Source organism: Cytobacillus sp. QJM3NY_8 (assembly GCF_056173585.1).
The window spans coordinates 4,504,207-4,523,325 of sequence record NZ_CM149681.1; the positions used below are offsets into that span (position 1 = coordinate 4,504,207).

Genomic DNA, 19,119 nt, shown 5'->3' on the forward strand with positions numbered 1-19,119 from the left:
AATTTTTCTCCTCGAATTGATAGTTCATTTTTCACCATTGATTCGAGAAAACCTGACTCTTTAAACAAATATATGTAGTCCCAGCCATTATATAACCATACTTTTTTACTATTATTTTCAAATAATATCCAGTATTAAGAAAAACTGTATATTCGATTTAAATTGAACCTTAATCCTATTATTTTTTGTAGGACTTAAACAAGAAAAGCTGTCCCTAATAATGGGGACAGCTTTTCTTCGTCTAGAATTTATCTCTCATTTGGCATTGTAATGATTACTTTTGTCCCTTTCCCCTCCTCACTTATTAATTCAAAAGTTGCATTCTTTATTAATTTCACCTTTGTATATGGATTAATGAAGCCTATCCGGTGGTTATATCCCCTATAAAGCTGATTTTGCTTTTCCTTTGACATTCCAATTCCGTTATCCTCTACTACTATTTCAGCCTTATTTCCTTTTTGACGAATGGATAGCTTAATTCGTCCACCGTCTTTCTTTTTGGAAACGCCATGCTGAACGGCATTTTCTACTAGCGGCTGAATTGTCATGGATGGAAGCATTATATCTATGCTTTCATCTATATCCCAATCAAAGAATAATAGGTCACCAAACCTGATTTTTTCAATTGCTAAGTAGGATTCGACTAGTTCCATTTCTTCCTCTATCGAGACCATGCTATGATGCTTCGTATAATCTAGTTTAGATCGAAAATAAACTGCCAGATGTTCAAGCGCATCCCTTGCCCTATCCGCGTTTTGATAACTCAGCCCAATGATAGTGTTCATAGTGTTATATAAAAAATGCGGAGTGATTTGCGCTTGATAGTAACTTAATTCATTGTGAATGGACTGGCTAACAGAATCCTTCATAGCGAATAAGGATTTGATTTTGGCCAGTAACTCTAGTTTATCAACTGGTTTTTGAATATATTCGTTGGCTCCAATTTCCATACTATCGAGTATCGGCACTATTTGATTTGTTGACCCAATCATGAGAATAGGCAGTTCTGTTAAGAGGTACCTTTTTCTGATCATTTGGCAAAGTGCAATACCAGACTGATTCCCCAGATTTAAATCAATAATCAGCATATCCGCCATCACACCTTCAACCTTTTCAAAAGCAGTTTTTTCATCATGAGAAATTGTAATCGAGTAACCAGAACTCTTTAAATAGTATTTAAGATATTGATTATTTTCGGTATTGGCACATGCAAATACAATTTCCTTTCTGCTATGATTGCCAATTTCTTCAGGATAATCACGTAACAATTCCAAGTCAGCAGAAACTTCCCCAAGTAAATCTTTATCTTCGTAAAAAAGATTTTTATCGGCTGGGAGCTTTATAGTAATGGTTGATCCTCTGCCTTTTGAAGAATCTGCCCAAATCTCACCTTTCATAAGATGGACAAATTTCTTTGAAATGCTCAGGCCAATTCCAATCCCATCATGTTTGGAATGGTCAGGTATCTGGTAAAATGTTTCAAATATTTTTTCCAGGTATAAGGAATCCATCCCTTGCCCAGTATCTGATATTTCGATATGCACACTCTCTCTCACTCTAAAAGCACTGATGCGAATTTCACCTGAAGCTGTATGCCGAATAGCATTATCGAGCACATTGAAAATTACTTCTTTCAATATATTGCTATCAGCTATTACACTTGGCATCTTCTTGGGTATGTCATCTACCAGTTTGACTTCTTTAGGAAGCTTTAGGACATCCCGCAGCTCAAGCACCATTTCTGAGATAACGTCTAGAGGAACTGGTCTTAATCTTAATGAATGGTTTATACTGGAACTTGCATGCCTTAGGTTGTTTACTAGACGATCTATTTTTTTCCCTGAACTTTGCATCTCCAGGATATATTTAAGCTGCCTTTTATTTAACGGCCCTTCCTTACCTTCCATTAACTTTTTGGAATGCCACATAAAAGTACGCAATGGTTCCATTAACTTATCGGATGTTTTGATCAAAAACTCATTTTTTAGCTGATCCTGGACCAGCAAGTCTTTTGAGAGATTATCAATCATAATAAAAGAAAGCTGTCTTAAATAGCCTATATAGAGAGACAGGCATATCGTCATGATTAAAAATAAAAACAAGGGTATCTTGCCTATATCAATCTGCAGGAATAATTCAATGCCTAACGCAGCACCATAGCAGGTGAATGAAATGGCAGCAGTTAGGATATATTCACATCCGCTCACCTTTTCCCTGTAAGCTCGAAAAAGGATAAACAGGATATAGATGTAAACACTCCCAAGTAAACCAATTAGGCTAACCTGCATAAATATCATTGGTATCAATGAATAAAACCAGAATAATAATGGCGTTATACTTACATAGGCAATTTTTATAATAAGCAGAATAGACATCCACTTCGTTATTTTTATTGAAGACTGCTTCTTGAATGTACTATGGGCAAACCATAGAAAAAACAGAACCGATAAATGAATAAAACCCAGCTGTAGGCTTAAGAGCACCTTAGAGGAGATGTCTGGGTAAAATAAATAGATAAGTTTTTCTTTTTGGGTAGATATGTAAATACTCTGTGAAAAACAGAATGCGGCAAAATACAGTTCATTTTTTGCGTGTCTTTGCCGGAAATACTGAAATAAAATAAGCAAAGACAGAATCAGGTATCCTGCTGTAATAAATCCCTCGGTCTGTTTCTCTTGAGCGGCTTGAAGCACTATTTGGTCTGCCTCGCCGAATAGTATGGGTTTTACAATTCCACCGTTAGGGCTTGCTCGATTGGCAGCGTGAATAATAACATCCATTCGTTTATCCTTGCTTTTTCCGAAAAATAAAAAGGGGCCCTCACGGTGAAATGTACCCCCATTTACGGACAGTTTATAAAAAAGCGCCTATGCAGCTAATAAGTGGTCCCGGTATTGTACCGGGGTCATTTTATTTAAGCCCCATTGATAACGATGATGATTATATTCTTCGATTACACGATCTACTTCTTTCTTTACATCCTTTATATTATCAAGTGATTTATACTCTGATAAGTCTTTAAAATGTCCAAAGAAACTTTCCATTGGTGCGTTATCCCAACAGTTTCCCTTTCGGGACATTGACTGAGTTAGGCCAAGCTTTTTTACTTTGCTTTGGAATAGAGGATGCGTGTAGTGCATTCCTTGGTCAGAATGCAATATGGCCTCTGGATGAAAGTGGTTGCCAACAGCTGCCTTTAACTTTTTTAACGTTTTATAAACAATATCCATCTCTAAAGACGTGGAAAGGTAGTAGGCAAGAATTTCTTTTGTAGCTCCGTCCTTTACGCAGGATAAATATGCTTTTTGGCCCTTTCCATAATAGAGATAAGTAATATCAGTAAGCAGAACTTTTCCTGGCACTTCCTGATTGAATTCACGGTCAAGAAGGTTAGGGCAGGTTCGATGTTCCTGAGTTGCCTTAGCCATCTTACGATATGGATTGGCTTTCCTTATCTTAGCTACAAGATAATATTTTGCCATTAAACGTCTAATCTTCTTGTGGTTCATTACAGTTGAATAATCATTCTCCATAACCATTTTAATCTGGAGTGCACCTGCTTTTTCTCTTTTGCTTATGAAAATTTCTCGGATTAACTCTATGTCCAATTCATCCTGATCGTCACGTTGTGCCCGTAATGGTGCAGCCTTCAACCAATCATAGTAGCCACTTCGACTGACACCTGCCAGTTCACACAGGTAGGAAACAGCTTTATTTAACTGATGAATTCTGATGGTTTTCTCGATCAACGAAAACTTCTCAGCTGCCGTTAATACCGTTTCTTCTTCAACGCCTGCCTTTCTAACTCTTCCAGCTTTTTTAAGAAGTCATTCTCTGCCTCAAGGAATTTAATTCTTGCTTCAGCTTTTTTTAATTTCTCTTCTACGGAAAGTTGCTTTAAAGAAGGACGCCCGGTACTCCCTTTGCCTCTACGTTCCGTAAGGAAACCTTCCTTTCCAAACCTTTCATATGAATCCCTCCAACGCTTAAGACAACGCTGGGGTTGTTTCTTACCGATCATGTCAAGGTCGAAGCCCTGTTCAATAAAGATTTGCGACGGTGCTTTTCCATTTTTATAATCCGTAACTGCTTTTAGCTTAAACTCAGGACTATAGGAGATTGACCTTTCAGAAGCGCATAAAACATTAGGATTCTTTTCAAGCTCTTTAATTTGAAATTCATTATAAATATTCTTACTCATGTTAATCCTCCGCCCATATTTGTTAAATCTATTGAAACACAAAAAACCCCGGATAGGGGCACTTTTTTATCAGTGTCCGCTATCCGGGGTACATTTCACGGAACTCATATTCTTTTTTATTTATACTTGGATTGCCAATTCCACCCGCTTTTTCTCCATTAATATAAACTCTGCTCGATTGTCTGATAGACTCCGCTCTGAATCCATACATTCCATCCTCTGGGACAGTTATAGTTAGCCGATAGGTTCCCGCCTCAATTTTTAGATGGTCTTTATTGCTATATAGAGAATCCCACTTCATCGGCACTTTTAAAAAAATAGGCTTTCTATTACTTTTCTCAAGATCTGCTGGGTCAATTAATTTATTCGGATAAAATTCCCATTCTCCTTCTAATTCCATTAGATCTTCGGAAGATGTTAGGTGCATTTGACCTTTATCTACTGCAGAATGGCTTCCCCAGTTTAATCCAGATTCTCTAATTATACTTATTAGTGTAAAAGCGCAGACTAAGATAGAAACAATGATTGATATTTTACGCTGCATGACAGTCCTTCCCCTTGACTCACATTTTTCCATATTTTTATGCTTTTTAATAATAGTAAGGTATAATACCAGAAAAGGAAATACTTAGAAATTTATAAGTAAGGAGGCAAATATGATAAGGACAATCATTATAGATGATGAAGAGCTTTCATTGCTGGCCCTTGAAAAAAAACTGCAAATTTTCCCAGATATCAAAATTGTCAGAAGTTATACTACACACGAGAATGTTTTTGATGATTTAAAAAATGAATCTATTGATGCAATATTTTTGGATATTGAAATGAAAGACATAAACGGTATTGAACTTGCGCAGGAAATTTTATCTTCTTACCCTTCAACCCAAGTTGTTTTTGTATCGGGACATACAAACTACGCAGTCAATGCATTTGAACTTGAAAGTATCGATTACCTCCTAAAGCCGGTTACAGCCAAAAGGTTGGAGAAAACGGTTAAGCGTCTGAAAACCCGAACTCAGTCACAGTCAAAGGCAATTGTTAACAAAACCAAACCGATCCTTAAAATTTATTGTTTTGGTGCGCTGCAAGTATACTTCAATGAGAAGCCACTCCGATTTAGGACAGCAAAAACCAAGGAGCTTTTTGCATTCCTGACTGCAAATATGGGAAAGTATGTTCACCGCGACATCATCATAGAAAAACTCTGGCCAGAGCATGATTATAAAAATGCAAAAACATATTTGCACACGTGTTTGTCACATTTAAGAAAAACCTTTTCTGGGCTGGGCATTTCAAATCCAATTAGCTTTATAAACCAAAGCTACTGTTTGATGCTTGATAATGTACTTTTTGATGCTGATGAATTTAATAAATTGGCCAAGGATATATTGAATAGTAAAGCTCTGGACTTTAAAACAATTGAATCAGCAATCGAAAAATATAAAGGACCATTTTTAGAAATAAATGCATATGAGTGGGTTTATGAATATTCAGAAACATACAAGGAAACCCTGCTCCATATACTGACAGCGGCAATTAAGGAGACAAAACGCACAGATTTAAATAAAGCAATATCATACTTAAAAATTTACCAGAAAGTCGAACCATATTCAGAATTTGCAGTACTTAATCTTATTCAAATCTTTGCTGAAATAGGCTTGCGGTCAGAAGCCCTTAAAACCTATCAGTGCTACGAAAAACTGCTGGAAGAGGAAATGGCATTAAGCCCTGCCCCTCAAATAAAAGATTTGTATTCAAAGCTGCTTAATTAAGAAAGTTCAGCAGGCCAAAGCCCTCTGAACTTTTCTCTATATTCCCAAGATATAGCCTCTTTTAGGTATATAATTAGACTGCTTTAACCTAGCATGTCTTCTATTCCAATTGTTTCACAGGATAGGCGTAAATGATATAGCGATCCGGTGCAGAACCGATGTAGGAGAACGGATAGCAGGTCGAAACTGTCAGAACTTCCTCTCCTTTTGGGCCTATCACCGTCGTATTATCAGATGCTACAACCTCCGTCTTCCTTATTTCGTATTCGAATTCCCCATATGTCATTTCCACAATTAAACGGTCTCCTATTTCCAGCTCTCCAAACTTTCTAAATACCGTATCTCGATGACCAGATAAGAGAATTTGTTCATCCTGACCTGGGAACACGGTGGATGAATAGTGTCCTACACCTTTTTCCAGGATTTCCTCATCTGTTCCTTCTATAATTGGCAAAGACCTTTCTAATTTAGGGATATTCAAAACTCCAATGACATCGTTTTCCTTTGGGGAAAATTGATCTACCATCTTTGCCCGTCCATCACTTTTGAAGACAAGCTGCTGTGCTTTTTCCAGAGTTTTGTTTGTACTTACTTTTTGTTGGTAAAATTGGCAGATGGAGATCGTTAATATCAATGCGCCTGTAATTATTAGCAGGGTACTGACTGCTTTTTTCATCCTATCTTTTCCTTCCATTTTTGTTACCGGTATTTAAAACAACTTGGAAATGTTAAGTCCCAAGTTGTCTGCCGCTAACCATTTTGTAAGTTTTTCAAATTGCAGTCTAACAGTTTATCGTTCAGAAACATAAAAAGCAATCCTCTGAATAATGCTGATTTTCTTGAAAGATACTTTTAAAATACGTCTACCGTGTATTTTGAGTTCAATGCCATTGGTTATCTTTTAGGAAGAACTTGACAATATGAATATGAGGATAATCTGCAAACAGGCTATCCTCTTTGTGATACGTAGAGGATAGCCTTCCTGTTTATCTTAATTTCTTTTTCCTTCGAACTGTGAGAAGCAATCCTGCCAACAAGAGAAGGATTCCTATCAGCCCAGAATTAAAAATCGAAGTAGCCGTATCCGGCAATATATTGCCAGTATTGGAGTTTAACTGACCATTTCCGTTGACTGGTGTGCCGGGTGTTGCTGGTTTTGTTGTATCAGGTTTCCCAGGTAGATCAGCCGGACCTTGCGGCTTATCAACCCCTGGGGCTCCGTTTTCAGGTTTTTTATGGTTTTCTGCTATAACCGTCACTTTATCGTGTTGTCCTGTTTCGATTGTAAAGGAAGCAGGTGACGGGTCGAGTTCATAATCTTCCGGAGCCTTCGTTTCAATAAACTGGTAATTACCCGGCTTCAAATCATCGATAACAAGCTTCCCGTTTGAATCTGTGGTAAGACCCTCTTTCAGAGTCGTGCCTTCTGCATCCTGCAGCTTGAATACAGCCCCTTCAAGCTTAATCTGATGATTGTCACTATCGACCTTGGTCAATTCAACCGTGCCAAGAATTAACTTGTTGGTGATATTATAATCGGAAATAATAGATTCATAACCTTTAACAGGATGCTCCTTGACTGTATAAGCATATGCTTTACCTTCTTGATCATACTTCTCTAGATCAGGAAAACTGTACTTCCAGCCAGTATCAGCAGTCACTTCTTGCGTGTGAATTATTTTACCATTCCGCAGAAGATCAATTACTATTATCTTCGGACGATTTTTGAAATTATCGTCTTTCCAAATCTTTGTTCCTTCTACAGATGTTTGGCCTATACGGACATTGGTGATATCGTAACCAGTTATTTTGGATTCGTAACCTTCAACTGCTTCTTCCTTGACAGTGTATTCGTAAGCAATACCATCTTCATCATATGCCTCTAAACCTTTGAAATCATATGTCCAGCCTTCAATTGCCTTCAATTCAACTGTCTCAATAACTTTACCGTTTTGGAGGAGGTTCACTGTTACGCTTTCCGGACGTTCTTCAGAGTTATCGTCTTTCCAGCTTTTTGTTATTACAGCGGAGGTTTGCTCTGAACGTGTGTTCGTGATGTCAAACCCGTCTACTTTTGATTTATAGCCCGGAACTCCTTGCTCCTTTACAGAATAATTATATGACTTTCCATCCTCATCATACTTTTCCAGGTCAGTAAATTGATATGTCCAATCGGTCTTGGCTGTAACTTCCTGTGTATCTATTACCACCCCATTTTGAAGGAGGTTCACTTTAATATTGGATGGACGATCTTTAGAGTTTCCATCTTTCCATGTTTTTGTTCCTTCAACTGTTGTTTTTCCTGTGCGGACATTCGTGATATTATGGTCTTCAACTGTAGATTCATAGCCTTGAACCGGCTGTTCTTTTACAGTATAGTGGTAAGCTTTCCCTTCCTCGTCGTACTTCTCAAGGTCCGTAAAGCTAAACTTCCAGTCCGTTTCAGCAGTTGTTTCTTGAGTAGCAATAACTTTATCATTTTGAAGAAGATCCACTTTGATCATTACCGGACGGTCTTTGGAATTATCGTCTTTCCATGTCTTTAAGCCTTCTACGGTAGTTTTGCCGACTCGGACATTGGTGATGTCATAACCATCTACTTTGGATTCGTAACCTTCAACCGCTTCTTCTTCGACAGTATACTCATAAGCAATACCATCTTCATCATATGCTTCTAAATCCTTGAACTTATATGTCCAGCCTTCAATTGCCTTCAATTCAACTGTCTTCATAACTTTGCCGTTTTGAAGAAGTTTCACTGTCACGCTTTCCGGACGGTCTTCAGAGTTATCGTCTTTCCAGCCCTTTGTAATAACAGCGGAGGTTTGCTCTGAGCGTGTGTTCGTGATATTATACCCGTCAACTTTTGATTCATAGCCCGGGACCCCTTGCTCTTTTACAGTATAGTTATATGCTTTTCCATCCTGATCATACTTCTCCAGGTCTGTAAAATGATATGTCCAATCTGTCTTAGCTGTTACTTCCTGCGTATCGATGACCACCCCATTTTGAAGGAGATTCACTTTAATTTTAGATGGACGATCTTTGGAGTTTCCATCTTTCCATGTTTTTATTCCTTCAACAGCTGTCTTTCCTGTGCGGACATTCGTGATATTATGGTCTTCAATTGTAGATTCATAGCCTTGGACGGGCAGTTCCTTTACAGTATACTGGTAAGCTTTCCCTTCCTCGTCGTACTTATTCAGGTCGATGAAGCTATATGTCCAGTCCGTTTCTGCAGTGACTTCTTGGCTGTCGATGACTTCCCCATTCTGAAGGAGGTTTACCGTTATTGACTTTGGTCGTTCAGGTGAATTGTCATCCTTCCATATCTTAGAACCTTCAACCGATGTCTTACCGACGCGCAGGTTCGTAATATCGTAGCCATCGATTGCAGACTCGTAACCTTTAACTGGCTCTTCCTCAACTGTGTATTCGTAAGCTTTTCCTTCCAGATCATACTTCTCCAGGCCGGTGAAGCTATATGTCCAGTTTGTTTCAGATGTGACTTCTCGGCTGTCGATGACCTCACCGTTCTGGAGCAAGTTCACCATGATTGATTCTGGTCGTTCAGGCGAATTGTCATCCTTCCATATCTTCGCGCCTTCGACGGACGTCTTGCCAATGCGCAGATTCGTAATGTCATAGCCATCGACTATGGACTCGTAACCGGGGACTGGATGCTCATTAATAGCATATTTGTAAGCATTGCCTAGTGAATCTGTTTTCAACAGATCATTAAAACTATAAGACCACTGAGAATCTTCAGAAACTTTCAGTGTCTCTATAACCTTATTATTTTGAAGTAAATCCACATAGATGCTTTCAGGACGTTCAGATGGGCCTTCGTCTTTCCATACCTTCTGGCCTTTAATGGACGTTATTTCAATTGCCTTATTAGCAGCTGTGACTTCCACAACTTCAATTGCCTCTTCCTGAATAGTAAAAAGCACAGGCTTTTTATCTAGGAGATAACCATATGGCGCTGTTTTTTCGATGAACTGATATTTACCAGGAGTCAGATCATCCACGTAGATGATGCCTTTGTTATTAGTCAAGACTTTATCGGTAATGGTGACAAACTCTCCATCTACTTGTTTTTGAAGTTCGAATGCAGCTCCCTCTAACTTGGTATCCGGGTTAGCTTCATCCACTTTTGTAAGTTGAACTGCATAGATAATTGGATGATTTTCAACTTTATGGATATTGCCTGTATCCTCAGGGCTGTTCACTTCTTGATCAATGGTAATGACTTTTCCATCTACATAAAAACTTACATACCCTTCAGGTACTTTCGTTTCCTTTAAGACGTAATCACCAAATCGCAATTGATCGAATGTGATTTCTCCCTTTGAATCGGTTTTTTCAGTGAAAAGAGCAATCGTTCCTGATTTATCGAAGAGGGTGAACTCTACTCCTTGGAGAGGCTCTTCAGTCGCTGCATCTACTTTCTTAATAGTAAGCTTACCAACCTTACCGCTAGCTCCTCCATCACCGGCAGAATAACGAACAATGTGTTGCTTTTTAGTGTCTGTCTTTTCTGTTGTGATATTCTTTCCCTCTATGAGTGCGTGATTACTAACTTCTTCTCCATGCCCCGCCATCAGGAACGTATCATATTCCAAAATATATGGACGGTCTATTGTTTTTGAGAATAGTAATTCAAAGTATTCTTTTCCTTCTTCATCCTTCTTAAATTCAATGGAGTAATCCGTTCCTTCTTTTAAAATGTCTTCTGTATTTTTAGTGAAACTGCCGCTTTCATGTACAGTTGTTCCATAGAGAACAAAAGAATCTTTTAAAATGAGCTGATTAGCACTTGGACGATCAATCAATTTTGGGTTTTCAATCATTGATTGCGCAGCGTTAATGCGGACTGACCAATTCAGAACTTCCTCATTCTGTCCGTTTTGTGCAGCATCTTTTGTAGTGTAAGTTCCGCCATTCGCGACCGATACATGAGCGTTCAAAGGAAAATCTGCTGCTCCATCTTTCAATAGCGCTTCATTATTGTACCGATTTACTATCAATTCTCCTGCAAGATTGGTTTTGAACTCAATTACATAGGGACTATTGATCTCTCCTAAATTCACACGAAAACCTGGCTTGCCCTCTGACTCAAATTCTTCTTTACCGTATTGATCTGAAGATAACTTCTCACCCTTCGACCAATTACCATTTGATTGGACCAACATCTGATAGACTTCTATCGACCCTAAATCAAGGTTTTGATTACCTTGAATCAAGTCTTCGACGATCGCTTCTTTAATGTTACGGTTATTGTAATTTACCCCGATTGTCCAAGTAATTTCTTTAGTTTTAGCGTTATAAGAACCACTCTTCGAACCGTTCAGCTGAGTGTTCTTGTTCGGTGTGAATGTAGCTTTCCGTTCTTCACTCCGCTGCTCTTCTTCCCCTTCAGGAGTCCAAGTCAGCTTAGCCAAATTAGTAAAGCTTTCATTATCTTTATCTATCATATTAAAATCGAAGCTTGTTGTGTATTCGATATATACTTCTTTTGTAACAGGGTTTAGTCCTGTGAAGTTAAATACTACTTCACCTGTCTCTTCATTGTAGCTATATTCATAATGCTCATCCTTAACCAAGGCTTCCCCGCCATGTTTAATGGTATAATTCTCAAGCTTCAACCCTTTTGGAAGTGTGTCCGTCAATGTGACATTCTCCATTGTGTGGCTGTCTTTATTGAACGAGATTCCCCAGCGGGTGGTTTTGTTATTGTAATCCGTATGTTGATTGTAATGGTATTTATGGAAAACTTCTTGAATCATTGTACGGCTGCCTGTCGCTTCTTTTCCATTCGCCGTTATTTTGTTAGACACCGTGCTGTTTTCGTAGACCCGTTCATCAGCTTTTGTTTTGTAAGTGATTTTGTATGCCGTCTGAATGTCTTGCCCAAACTGAAGCTGGAATCCTTTATTCCCATTCTTTGTAATAGAATAATTATTAAATATTTCGCCTTCCCCTGCTTCGGCACCTGTTTCAGGATTAATCGTGATTTCACGTACTTCAAAGCTGTCTTCTACTAAAACTTGATTTTCCCCAAAGATATCTGTCAACACAGCTTCGTCTTTAGAGATTTCTTTTTGATTATAGTTATATTTCACTTCCCAAGTAATAGTTTGTGACTTTGAATCGTAATGGCTTGACCGTTTTTCTAATGCCTTCCCGCGGCCAACATTTACAGTTGCACCCGCAGACAATTCCCCATCTTTCCACTTAATGGTGGCATGGTTTTGATAGTTTGTTGCCTCACTGTCTGTTATCCTGGTATCAAATACTACTCGGTATGCGTCTCTATTAATGTTTCCAAAGTCAATAGGGAATGTCCCTTTATATTTCTCTGTAACTTCTTCTCCAAGGTTCACCGATCCATTTAATTGAACGTCTAATTTATAAATTTTCATCGAACCAGCAATGAATTCCTGATTTGGATCATCGATAGGATCCAGCAGTTGTGCTCCTGCAAGAACATCCTGGTTTTTATTAAAGTCAATTTCCCATGCAATGGACGAGGCGTTATACTTTTGATTAGGTGTTCCTCTTTTGTCGATTGAGTTTCCATTTTTAGGTTCAAAATTCAGGATTAACTCTTTTACAGTTTCACCCTTAATCGGAACAACGATTTTCTGTGTCGTGCCGCCTTCTAAATGTCTATCAATTAGCGAATATACTTCAATCCAGCCATCAATATCTGAATGGGCTTCAATATTTTCGTTGAAGGTAAAAACTACTGTACCATCTGTCGATACTGTAAATGTGCCGTATTCTCCGAGTTTACCGCTAGCCTGGTTATACACTGTTAATTGCTCAGGGAGTTTAAACGTATAGGTTGATCCAGCCCTATAAGTATGGTCATTCGCTAAAGCAAATGAGTACTTTGCTTTAAGTTCGATATCATGTTCGTTTGGATTTGGAAGGGGATCTGGCAAAGGAGTGCCGTCTCTTAATGTCAATTCAAAATCAGTGATAATATTTTCTTGAATTTCTACAGGTTCATATAGATTACTTTGATTTGTTTCTATTTTCTCCTCTTTAGTAGACTTTTCAAGCACTGGCACCTTGTCCTCTGTTTGCTCTTCCTCTGCAGCCTCTGCATCTGTTTCAACTTTTACTTCATCTTTTAAATCTCCAGTGTGTGCTTCAGTCTTTTCATCAGATTCCACACTTGCGGGAGTTTCATCTTGTTGTTGATTATTTTCTGAAATGGGATCCACTTGAAAAGCAACGTTAATAATTTTTTCCTTTGCAGATAAAGCGAAAGGAATGGAAACCGTTTCATTGTCTTTAATCATGTCACTACTAAAGAATGTTTTAATAGTAAACATTCCTTCAGTTCCTGCATAATTCTCGACTTCTTCATAGAATGTGACGACAACCGCTCCGTCTGTTCCTGCGTAGAAGGATCCTAATTCAACATCAGCTGCAATTAGTTTCCCTTGCTGTTCATTTTGGATTTTTATCTCTTTAGGTATTTTAAACGAGTATGTATCTCCGCTTGTTACCTTCAAGCCCTCTAAACTCCAGTGATAATTTACGTTTACAGCAGTTTCCGCATTTGACTGATAATCTGGGTTCCTCTCAGAATCTATAAGATTGCCTTTATCATCCGTCATATTAACATCAGTCAAAAATCCTTGTGCAGCTTCACTTGCTACTGCTGAGTAAGAAAGTCCGCTCCCGCTTAGTACAGTCTGAGAAACTAGAATAAGAATGAACATAATAATGCTTACTTTTTTTGACACTTTAAAATCTCCTTCCCTAAATTTTTTAAAGCAACCTATGATGCTTTATTCTTATTAACTACAGGGAAATAAGAAAAAACTAAAGGATTCTGTTTGGTCAATCGAGGAAATATCCCCCATAGCAACTTAAATAAAGTTACTATTTTCCTCTTTACATTTTCTTAACAATAAACATTTTTTCACGTGCCCTCTAAAAATAAATAATGATGGACACAAACCTAAAAAGATGGAACTATGATAGCTAACTTGCTAAGCTATTAATTAATCGCCCCATTTAGCAGGGAAAAAATAATTCTCTTAACGTTTTAATTTGTAATTTAAATGAGAATAGGGAATTGTGTTACCGTATAAAATACGAGGAGGGGTAGGTAGGTTAATCAAATATAACATCAGTGACATTTTTATAAAGTACAAACCTGATTTTAGAATTATCAGGCTAGTTTTCTTTAACTGGGAGGAGACTTGTCCTTCTGCAGCAGGGAATATCATAAAAACTTCATTTTGGATGAATATCTTCATGGTTAGGCCGTTTAAATTATTATCTTTTATTACATAAAAGAAATTGGTATTAACTCATTATTTTGTCATAGGTATCCGTTCAATTATGATAGGATCTTTGCTTACAACGAATCTTTGCTGAAATAGGATGGCTTTCAGAAGCCATACGAACCTATCATAGCTATGAAAAGCTGCTTGAAGAGGAAACCAGCCCACAAGCAAGAGACTTATACAATATGCTCCTGGATTAAGAAAGTTCAGAAGGCCAAAGCCCTCTGAACTTTTATTTGTAATTCCCATATAACGTTTTTATTAAATAATAGGACTGCTTTAGCCTTTCTTCCGAAAGAGGCATATCCCATGCCTCCCACTTATATTCCTTCATTTTTTCCAGGTTTCCATTGGTTATTTCAGGCACGGAATCTATTAAGTTGTGCTGTTCATCAAAATAGAGTCCGCCTACATATATTTGATCGATCTTTACGCTTCCTTCTAGTCCTTCTGAATAGACATCAGCCATGAACTCTTTTTGGCTCGGATCTTTTGCCTGCAATAAGAGCCAAGGAATCCTCATTTCTATTATGCCATCCTCTGCAATAGTATAATCTGCGAGCGAATCGTATTCCTTTGCTTCCGGGTTTCCATTTCCTGCTTGCAGCTTGCCAGTCTCATAGCTTTTAAAGTCTATTTTACGGTTTTGAGATGGGATAAAAAGCTCTCTGCTTAATACGTATTCAATCCGGGAGAAATTCCCGCTATTTTTCGCAGGTAATGGAGGTTTCGGTTGGATCATCTCCAATTGATGACCGTACTGGAAGTTGAAGAGATTATAATAATCATCCACCATTATTCTGGATTCGTTCTCATTCAAATTCACGATAAAATCAACACCATTAGAGAAGCCAGGAAGATCACGGCCATTGATAAAGTGATTTCCCTGATTAGGTATGATATCGAGCAGAATCATAGGATAGCCTTTACTTTCAGCATCGAGCTCCATTCTCAAATAGAAATACCTTTCATCATGATCAGCGTATAACTCTTTAATTTTATTTCCTTTGTAAAGAGGCTCATCCTCCCATTCTTCTGTATTTCCATCTACTCGGATCTTGTTCCGGTCAAAACTCAAGAGACCAAATTGCTGTTCATTTGTCTGAGCATTGGACCAAAACGGCCGTCGGTCAGGGTTATCATAGTCCATAGTATTCCACGTCCGTTTGAACCACTCATCCTGCCAGGTAAAAATCATACCCCCGAGTAACTCTTCGGCCATAATATCTTCATATAAACGGCTGACAATTTCCCCCTGCTGTTTTTCAGAGAGGAATCCCTGATTCCATCCGAAAGGGTTTTCATGTGTCAAGCCTCTCGAAGCTGGCACACCAAATTCCGCCACCAGAATGGGGAGCCTATGCACTTGATGCAGTTCATTTAAATAGGCAGCATAGCTATTATTTTCCCCTCTATGATCTCTATAAGACTGATAGGATTCTTCATAATTAAAGAAATCAGGATAATATGGATAAATGTGGTATGAGGCAAACTGTTCTGTTTTTTTCATATCACCTTTGGTATAAATGACATTTGGATTGACACTGACAAGGTCTTCTTGATCATTAGGTTCTGCCGGGTGATCAAGAATATCGGTAGTAACCCAGTTTGTGAAGCTAAGCGGTCTAATCCAATTATATTTATCCTTCTCGTATTGGACAATCGTTTCCATCTGCTGGGCAATCCATGCTTCAAACGGCTCTGCATCTTTTGTTTGGAAATACTCTCCTTTAAAATCCCTCATTCCTTTATGAATTTTATTTGTGTTTTCAACCATATACGGATTCCACTCAATTCCTATCAGCCATCCAATTACAAACTCAGACACATCTGCCTGATAGGCCCCTGAAGCATGACCAGGCTCTTGATCTACTATTTTATTGCCATGAACGACATCCACAATTTTTTTCATTTCTTTCTCGAAATCGCGGAGATTATCTTCCTCATATGCATCCATTGATTCCTCTAATTTCTCTTCATTCATCCACACACCATGGAAAATGTATAATTTCTCTTTATGCTCTTCATTATATCGTTTTAAGGCGCGATAAAACCCAGGAGGATGAAGTGTATATACTCGAATGCTATTTGCATTCATTTCTCCTATCATTTCGAACCATCGATAGTATTCCTCTTCTGTAATGGCCGCTTCTCCAGGAAAATGCCCAGGCTTCCCCATTCCTAAATTGACACCTTTTATGGGAATTTCAATCCATTTCCCATTTTTGTTCACCTCAAAGGCATCCTTATTAACTCTTGCATTATATTGAAGACTATCAGGTTTAGACTTTTCAATTTCATTACTATCGGGGAAATGGCTCAGAATATTTTTCATCATGGGAACATAAGCTGACCAGTAGAATGCTTCATCTGAATATTTGTGCCCAAACTGATATGCAGCATCCAGCCATTTCATCCCGTAAAATGAAGGCACTCGTTCGATGTCATTAAAATCACCAGCAAAATAGTAACTCAATGCACTTCCAGATTTATTTGCCAGAACAGCTGCGAATTGGGATGGAATCCGGTTTTCTTCAAGTAAGGCCTTACCTTCGTTAGTAAGATTCCACTGGTAATTTGCCAGAACTTCGGCCGTGCCCTTCGGCGTAACAATGTCAAACCAATACTTGTACTCTGGACTATCTTTAAGTCCAAACAGTTTAGTTCCATTATCAGTAAAAGATAACTTTATGCCGCCTTCATTTATATGTTTATCTTTTTCCAGTACGATTACTTTATAGTCGATATCATTGACAAGAATGAAGCCTGCACCGCTATACTTCCATGCATCTCTATATTCATCCAATATCCACTTGGGGATTTCTTCATTTTTGTCAGGATCAAGTTCTTCAAAATACCTTCCAGTCCAGCCGCCCCAATCGAGCCCAAGGTATTCCGTAACAGATTCCCTTACTGCTTTTTTAGTTGGTGAGGCGAAGGTGTTAAACTCAGCAATAAATAAGCTTTTTTCCTTTTGATTAAGTCTCTCTAAAATTGACTTCCATTCACTTTCTTCCAGACCTCCATAAATTTGTCCGGTCCGAGCACCCTTTCTCTTTTTATCAAGCCATGGAAGATCATCTTCATACACACCATAAGTATCAGCTGCATAGATAATATCATAATCCAAATAATGGCTTGGAAAATTCTTGACCTTGTAGCTCCTCTTGTCTTCTTTAGGCCTGAAACCGAAGTAATCCTCAGATGCATGTATAGCTTTTCCTTTATCATTTCCGTACTTCAAGTAATTTAAGACCCAGGTCAATCCCTGATGTTCTCGGTATGATTCACTTGGCACCGTCTTGTCAAGAATTGCAATTTTAACGTTTTTATGTGATTCAAGCTGCCACCATATAATTGGCAGCAGACAAAGTATCAGCAGAAAAACCCCAGCTATATAAAAACGCTTCATATTGATTGTCCTTTCGAAGAATGTCCGATCCGCTGCATATTTCCCCATTCTTTTCTTCTAATTATGAAAAACATAAGTCCTTCCATCCGCCATAAAAGTGTCAGCGGCTTATACCAGAAAACCTCTGTTAAAGACATAAAAATAAGGCGAAAGAGGTCGCTCTTTGTGGGGTAAACATCTTTGTTCCATGCGTCCAGCAGGAGGGAAGCAATAGAAAGAACACTCCCATAAAGTATAAATAAGAGGGCCAATAAGACAGCAAATTCAAAATAGATCTCCCCCAGAAAAAAGGCTGCTATGATATAAAGATATCCGCCTAACTCAAAAATCGGTCCCAGGCATTCTACAAGCCAGAAATATGGAAAGGAAACCATTCCAATTGCGCCGTACTTTGGATTCAAAGTGATACGTTTATGCTTCCAGAGACTTTCAATTAGGCCTTGATGCCATCTTCTTCTTTGTTTCCTTAGTATTGAAAGTTTTTCTGGAGCCTCAGTCCAGCAGACAGGATCAGGAACAAATTCTATCCTCTTCTTTAATTTATTTTCTTTTAAATATCGATGGAGCTTTACAACCAATTCCATATCTTCCCCGATGGAATTTGCAGCATAACCTCCAGCTTTGACGGTCCATTCCTTGGAGAACACACTAAATGCCCCGGAGATTATTAGAACCAGGTTATACTTGCTGAATGAAATCCTTCCCATCATAAAGGCTCTCAAATACTCAATTACCTGCATTAATACAAGGGAATTTTTCGCTAATTGTGTTTTTCTTACAGTGCCGGAATGAACAATACTGCCATTTGCAATTCTGACATTCCCGCCAGCAGCTATAACTTCACCATCTGATGATATAATTGGATTCATGACCTTGAGGAGCGATTTCTCATTAAGAATGGAATCTCCGTCTATCGAACAAAAGTAAGGGAACCTTGCAAAATTTATGCCTGTATTTAAAGCATCAGCCTTCCCGCCATTTTCTTTTTCAATCAGCCATACCCCCTGATAGACGGCTGATTGAAAAATCCGCTTAACGGGCTTTGTAGAAAGCTCCTGCCTGTAGACTTTTTCTACTTCAAGAAATTTGAATTCCTGGATTAGTTTGTTCTGAGTACTATCTGTGGAACCATCATTAACAATAATAACCTCAGTCTGAGGAAATCGAAGGGAAAGCAGGGAATGAACTGTATCCAATATTCCTGCTTCCTCATTATAAGCAGGTACAATAATGGAGATAGGCTTCATATTAATACTGCTTAAGTTTTCTTCATCCGCTTCCTCTTTATCAAGCAAATAATGCTTACGGATATGGATAAAGGCAATTACGAGCATAAAAGTGTAAGCAAAAATAACGATTAGCATGTAAATAAGGATTGCGCTCCCGAAGAACAGTCCTATTGTTTCGGTAAATTTCTCCATT

General features: G+C 38.3%; 8 protein-coding genes. 1 reads left to right on the forward strand and 7 read right to left on the reverse strand.

What is annotated here, in order from left to right:
• Positions 1-248 precede the first annotated feature (248 nt).
• From AC0VZ9_RS23125 to AC0VZ9_RS23135, 3 genes are all read right to left on the reverse strand, one after another.
• On the reverse strand, positions 249-2,780 hold the full coding sequence (locus AC0VZ9_RS23125; RefSeq protein ID WP_475396752.1) for an ATP-binding protein: 2,532 nt from the start codon (positions 2,778-2,780) through the stop codon (positions 249-251).
• Positions 2,781-2,867: 87 nt separating this feature from the next.
• Positions 2,868-4,201 (reverse strand): IS3 family transposase gene (locus AC0VZ9_RS23130; RefSeq protein WP_475396666.1). Its coding sequence is split into 2 segments (ribosomal slippage): positions 2,868-3,829 and positions 3,829-4,201, totalling 1,335 coding nucleotides; the frame shifts between segments, so codons are not numbered across the junction.
• A gap of 79 nt (positions 4,202-4,280) precedes the next feature.
• Positions 4,281-4,745, reverse strand: a complete 465-nt coding sequence (locus tag AC0VZ9_RS23135; RefSeq protein WP_475396753.1) for a hypothetical protein — start codon at positions 4,743-4,745, stop codon at positions 4,281-4,283.
• Between the two features lie 112 nt (positions 4,746-4,857).
• Between AC0VZ9_RS23135 and AC0VZ9_RS23140 the strand changes: the two genes are divergently transcribed.
• Positions 4,858-5,973, forward strand: a complete 1,116-nt coding sequence (locus AC0VZ9_RS23140; RefSeq protein WP_252245414.1) for a response regulator — start codon at positions 4,858-4,860, stop codon at positions 5,971-5,973.
• Between the two features lie 100 nt (positions 5,974-6,073).
• On the opposite strand, the gene AC0VZ9_RS23145 is transcribed toward AC0VZ9_RS23140, so the two are convergent.
• The 4 genes from AC0VZ9_RS23145 to AC0VZ9_RS23160 form a co-directional block, all read right to left on the reverse strand.
• A complete protein-coding gene (locus AC0VZ9_RS23145) occupies positions 6,074-6,649 on the reverse strand; it encodes a class D sortase (protein WP_251175042.1) in 576 nt (191 codons plus the stop codon).
• Between the two features lie 310 nt (positions 6,650-6,959).
• Positions 6,960-13,736: a Cna B-type domain-containing protein gene (locus AC0VZ9_RS23150; protein WP_475396754.1), complete on the reverse strand. Its 6,777-nt coding sequence runs from the start codon at positions 13,734-13,736 to the stop codon at positions 6,960-6,962.
• 781 nt (positions 13,737-14,517) lie between these two features.
• Positions 14,518-17,745, reverse strand: a complete 3,228-nt coding sequence (locus AC0VZ9_RS23155; protein WP_251266889.1) for a hypothetical protein — start codon at positions 17,743-17,745, stop codon at positions 14,518-14,520.
• On the reverse strand, positions 17,694-19,118 hold the full coding sequence (locus AC0VZ9_RS23160; protein WP_019383182.1) for a glycosyltransferase family 2 protein: 1,425 nt from the start codon (positions 19,116-19,118) through the stop codon (positions 17,694-17,696). The genes AC0VZ9_RS23155 and AC0VZ9_RS23160 overlap by 52 nt, the downstream gene beginning before the upstream one ends.
• Between the last annotated feature and the right edge of the window lies 1 nt (position 19,119).

Excerpts from the sequence above, each read along its gene's own strand:
- AC0VZ9_RS23125 (WP_475396752.1), bottom strand. The coding sequence starts at position 2,780 with ATGGATGTTATTATTCACGCTGCCAATCGAGCAAGCCCTAACGGTGGA.
- AC0VZ9_RS23135 (WP_475396753.1), bottom strand. The coding sequence starts at position 4,745 with ATGCAGCGTAAAATATCAATCATTGTTTCTATCTTAGTCTGCGCTTTT.
- AC0VZ9_RS23140 (WP_252245414.1), top strand. The coding sequence starts at position 4,858 with ATGATAAGGACAATCATTATAGATGATGAAGAGCTTTCATTGCTGGCC.
- AC0VZ9_RS23145 (WP_251175042.1), bottom strand. The coding sequence starts at position 6,649 with ATGAAAAAAGCAGTCAGTACCCTGCTAATAATTACAGGCGCATTGATA.
- AC0VZ9_RS23155 (WP_251266889.1), bottom strand. The coding sequence starts at position 17,745 with ATGGGGAAATATGCAGCGGATCGGACATTCTTCGAAAGGACAATCAAT.
- AC0VZ9_RS23160 (WP_019383182.1), bottom strand. The coding sequence starts at position 19,118 with ATGGAGAAATTTACCGAAACAATAGGACTGTTCTTCGGGAGCGCAATC.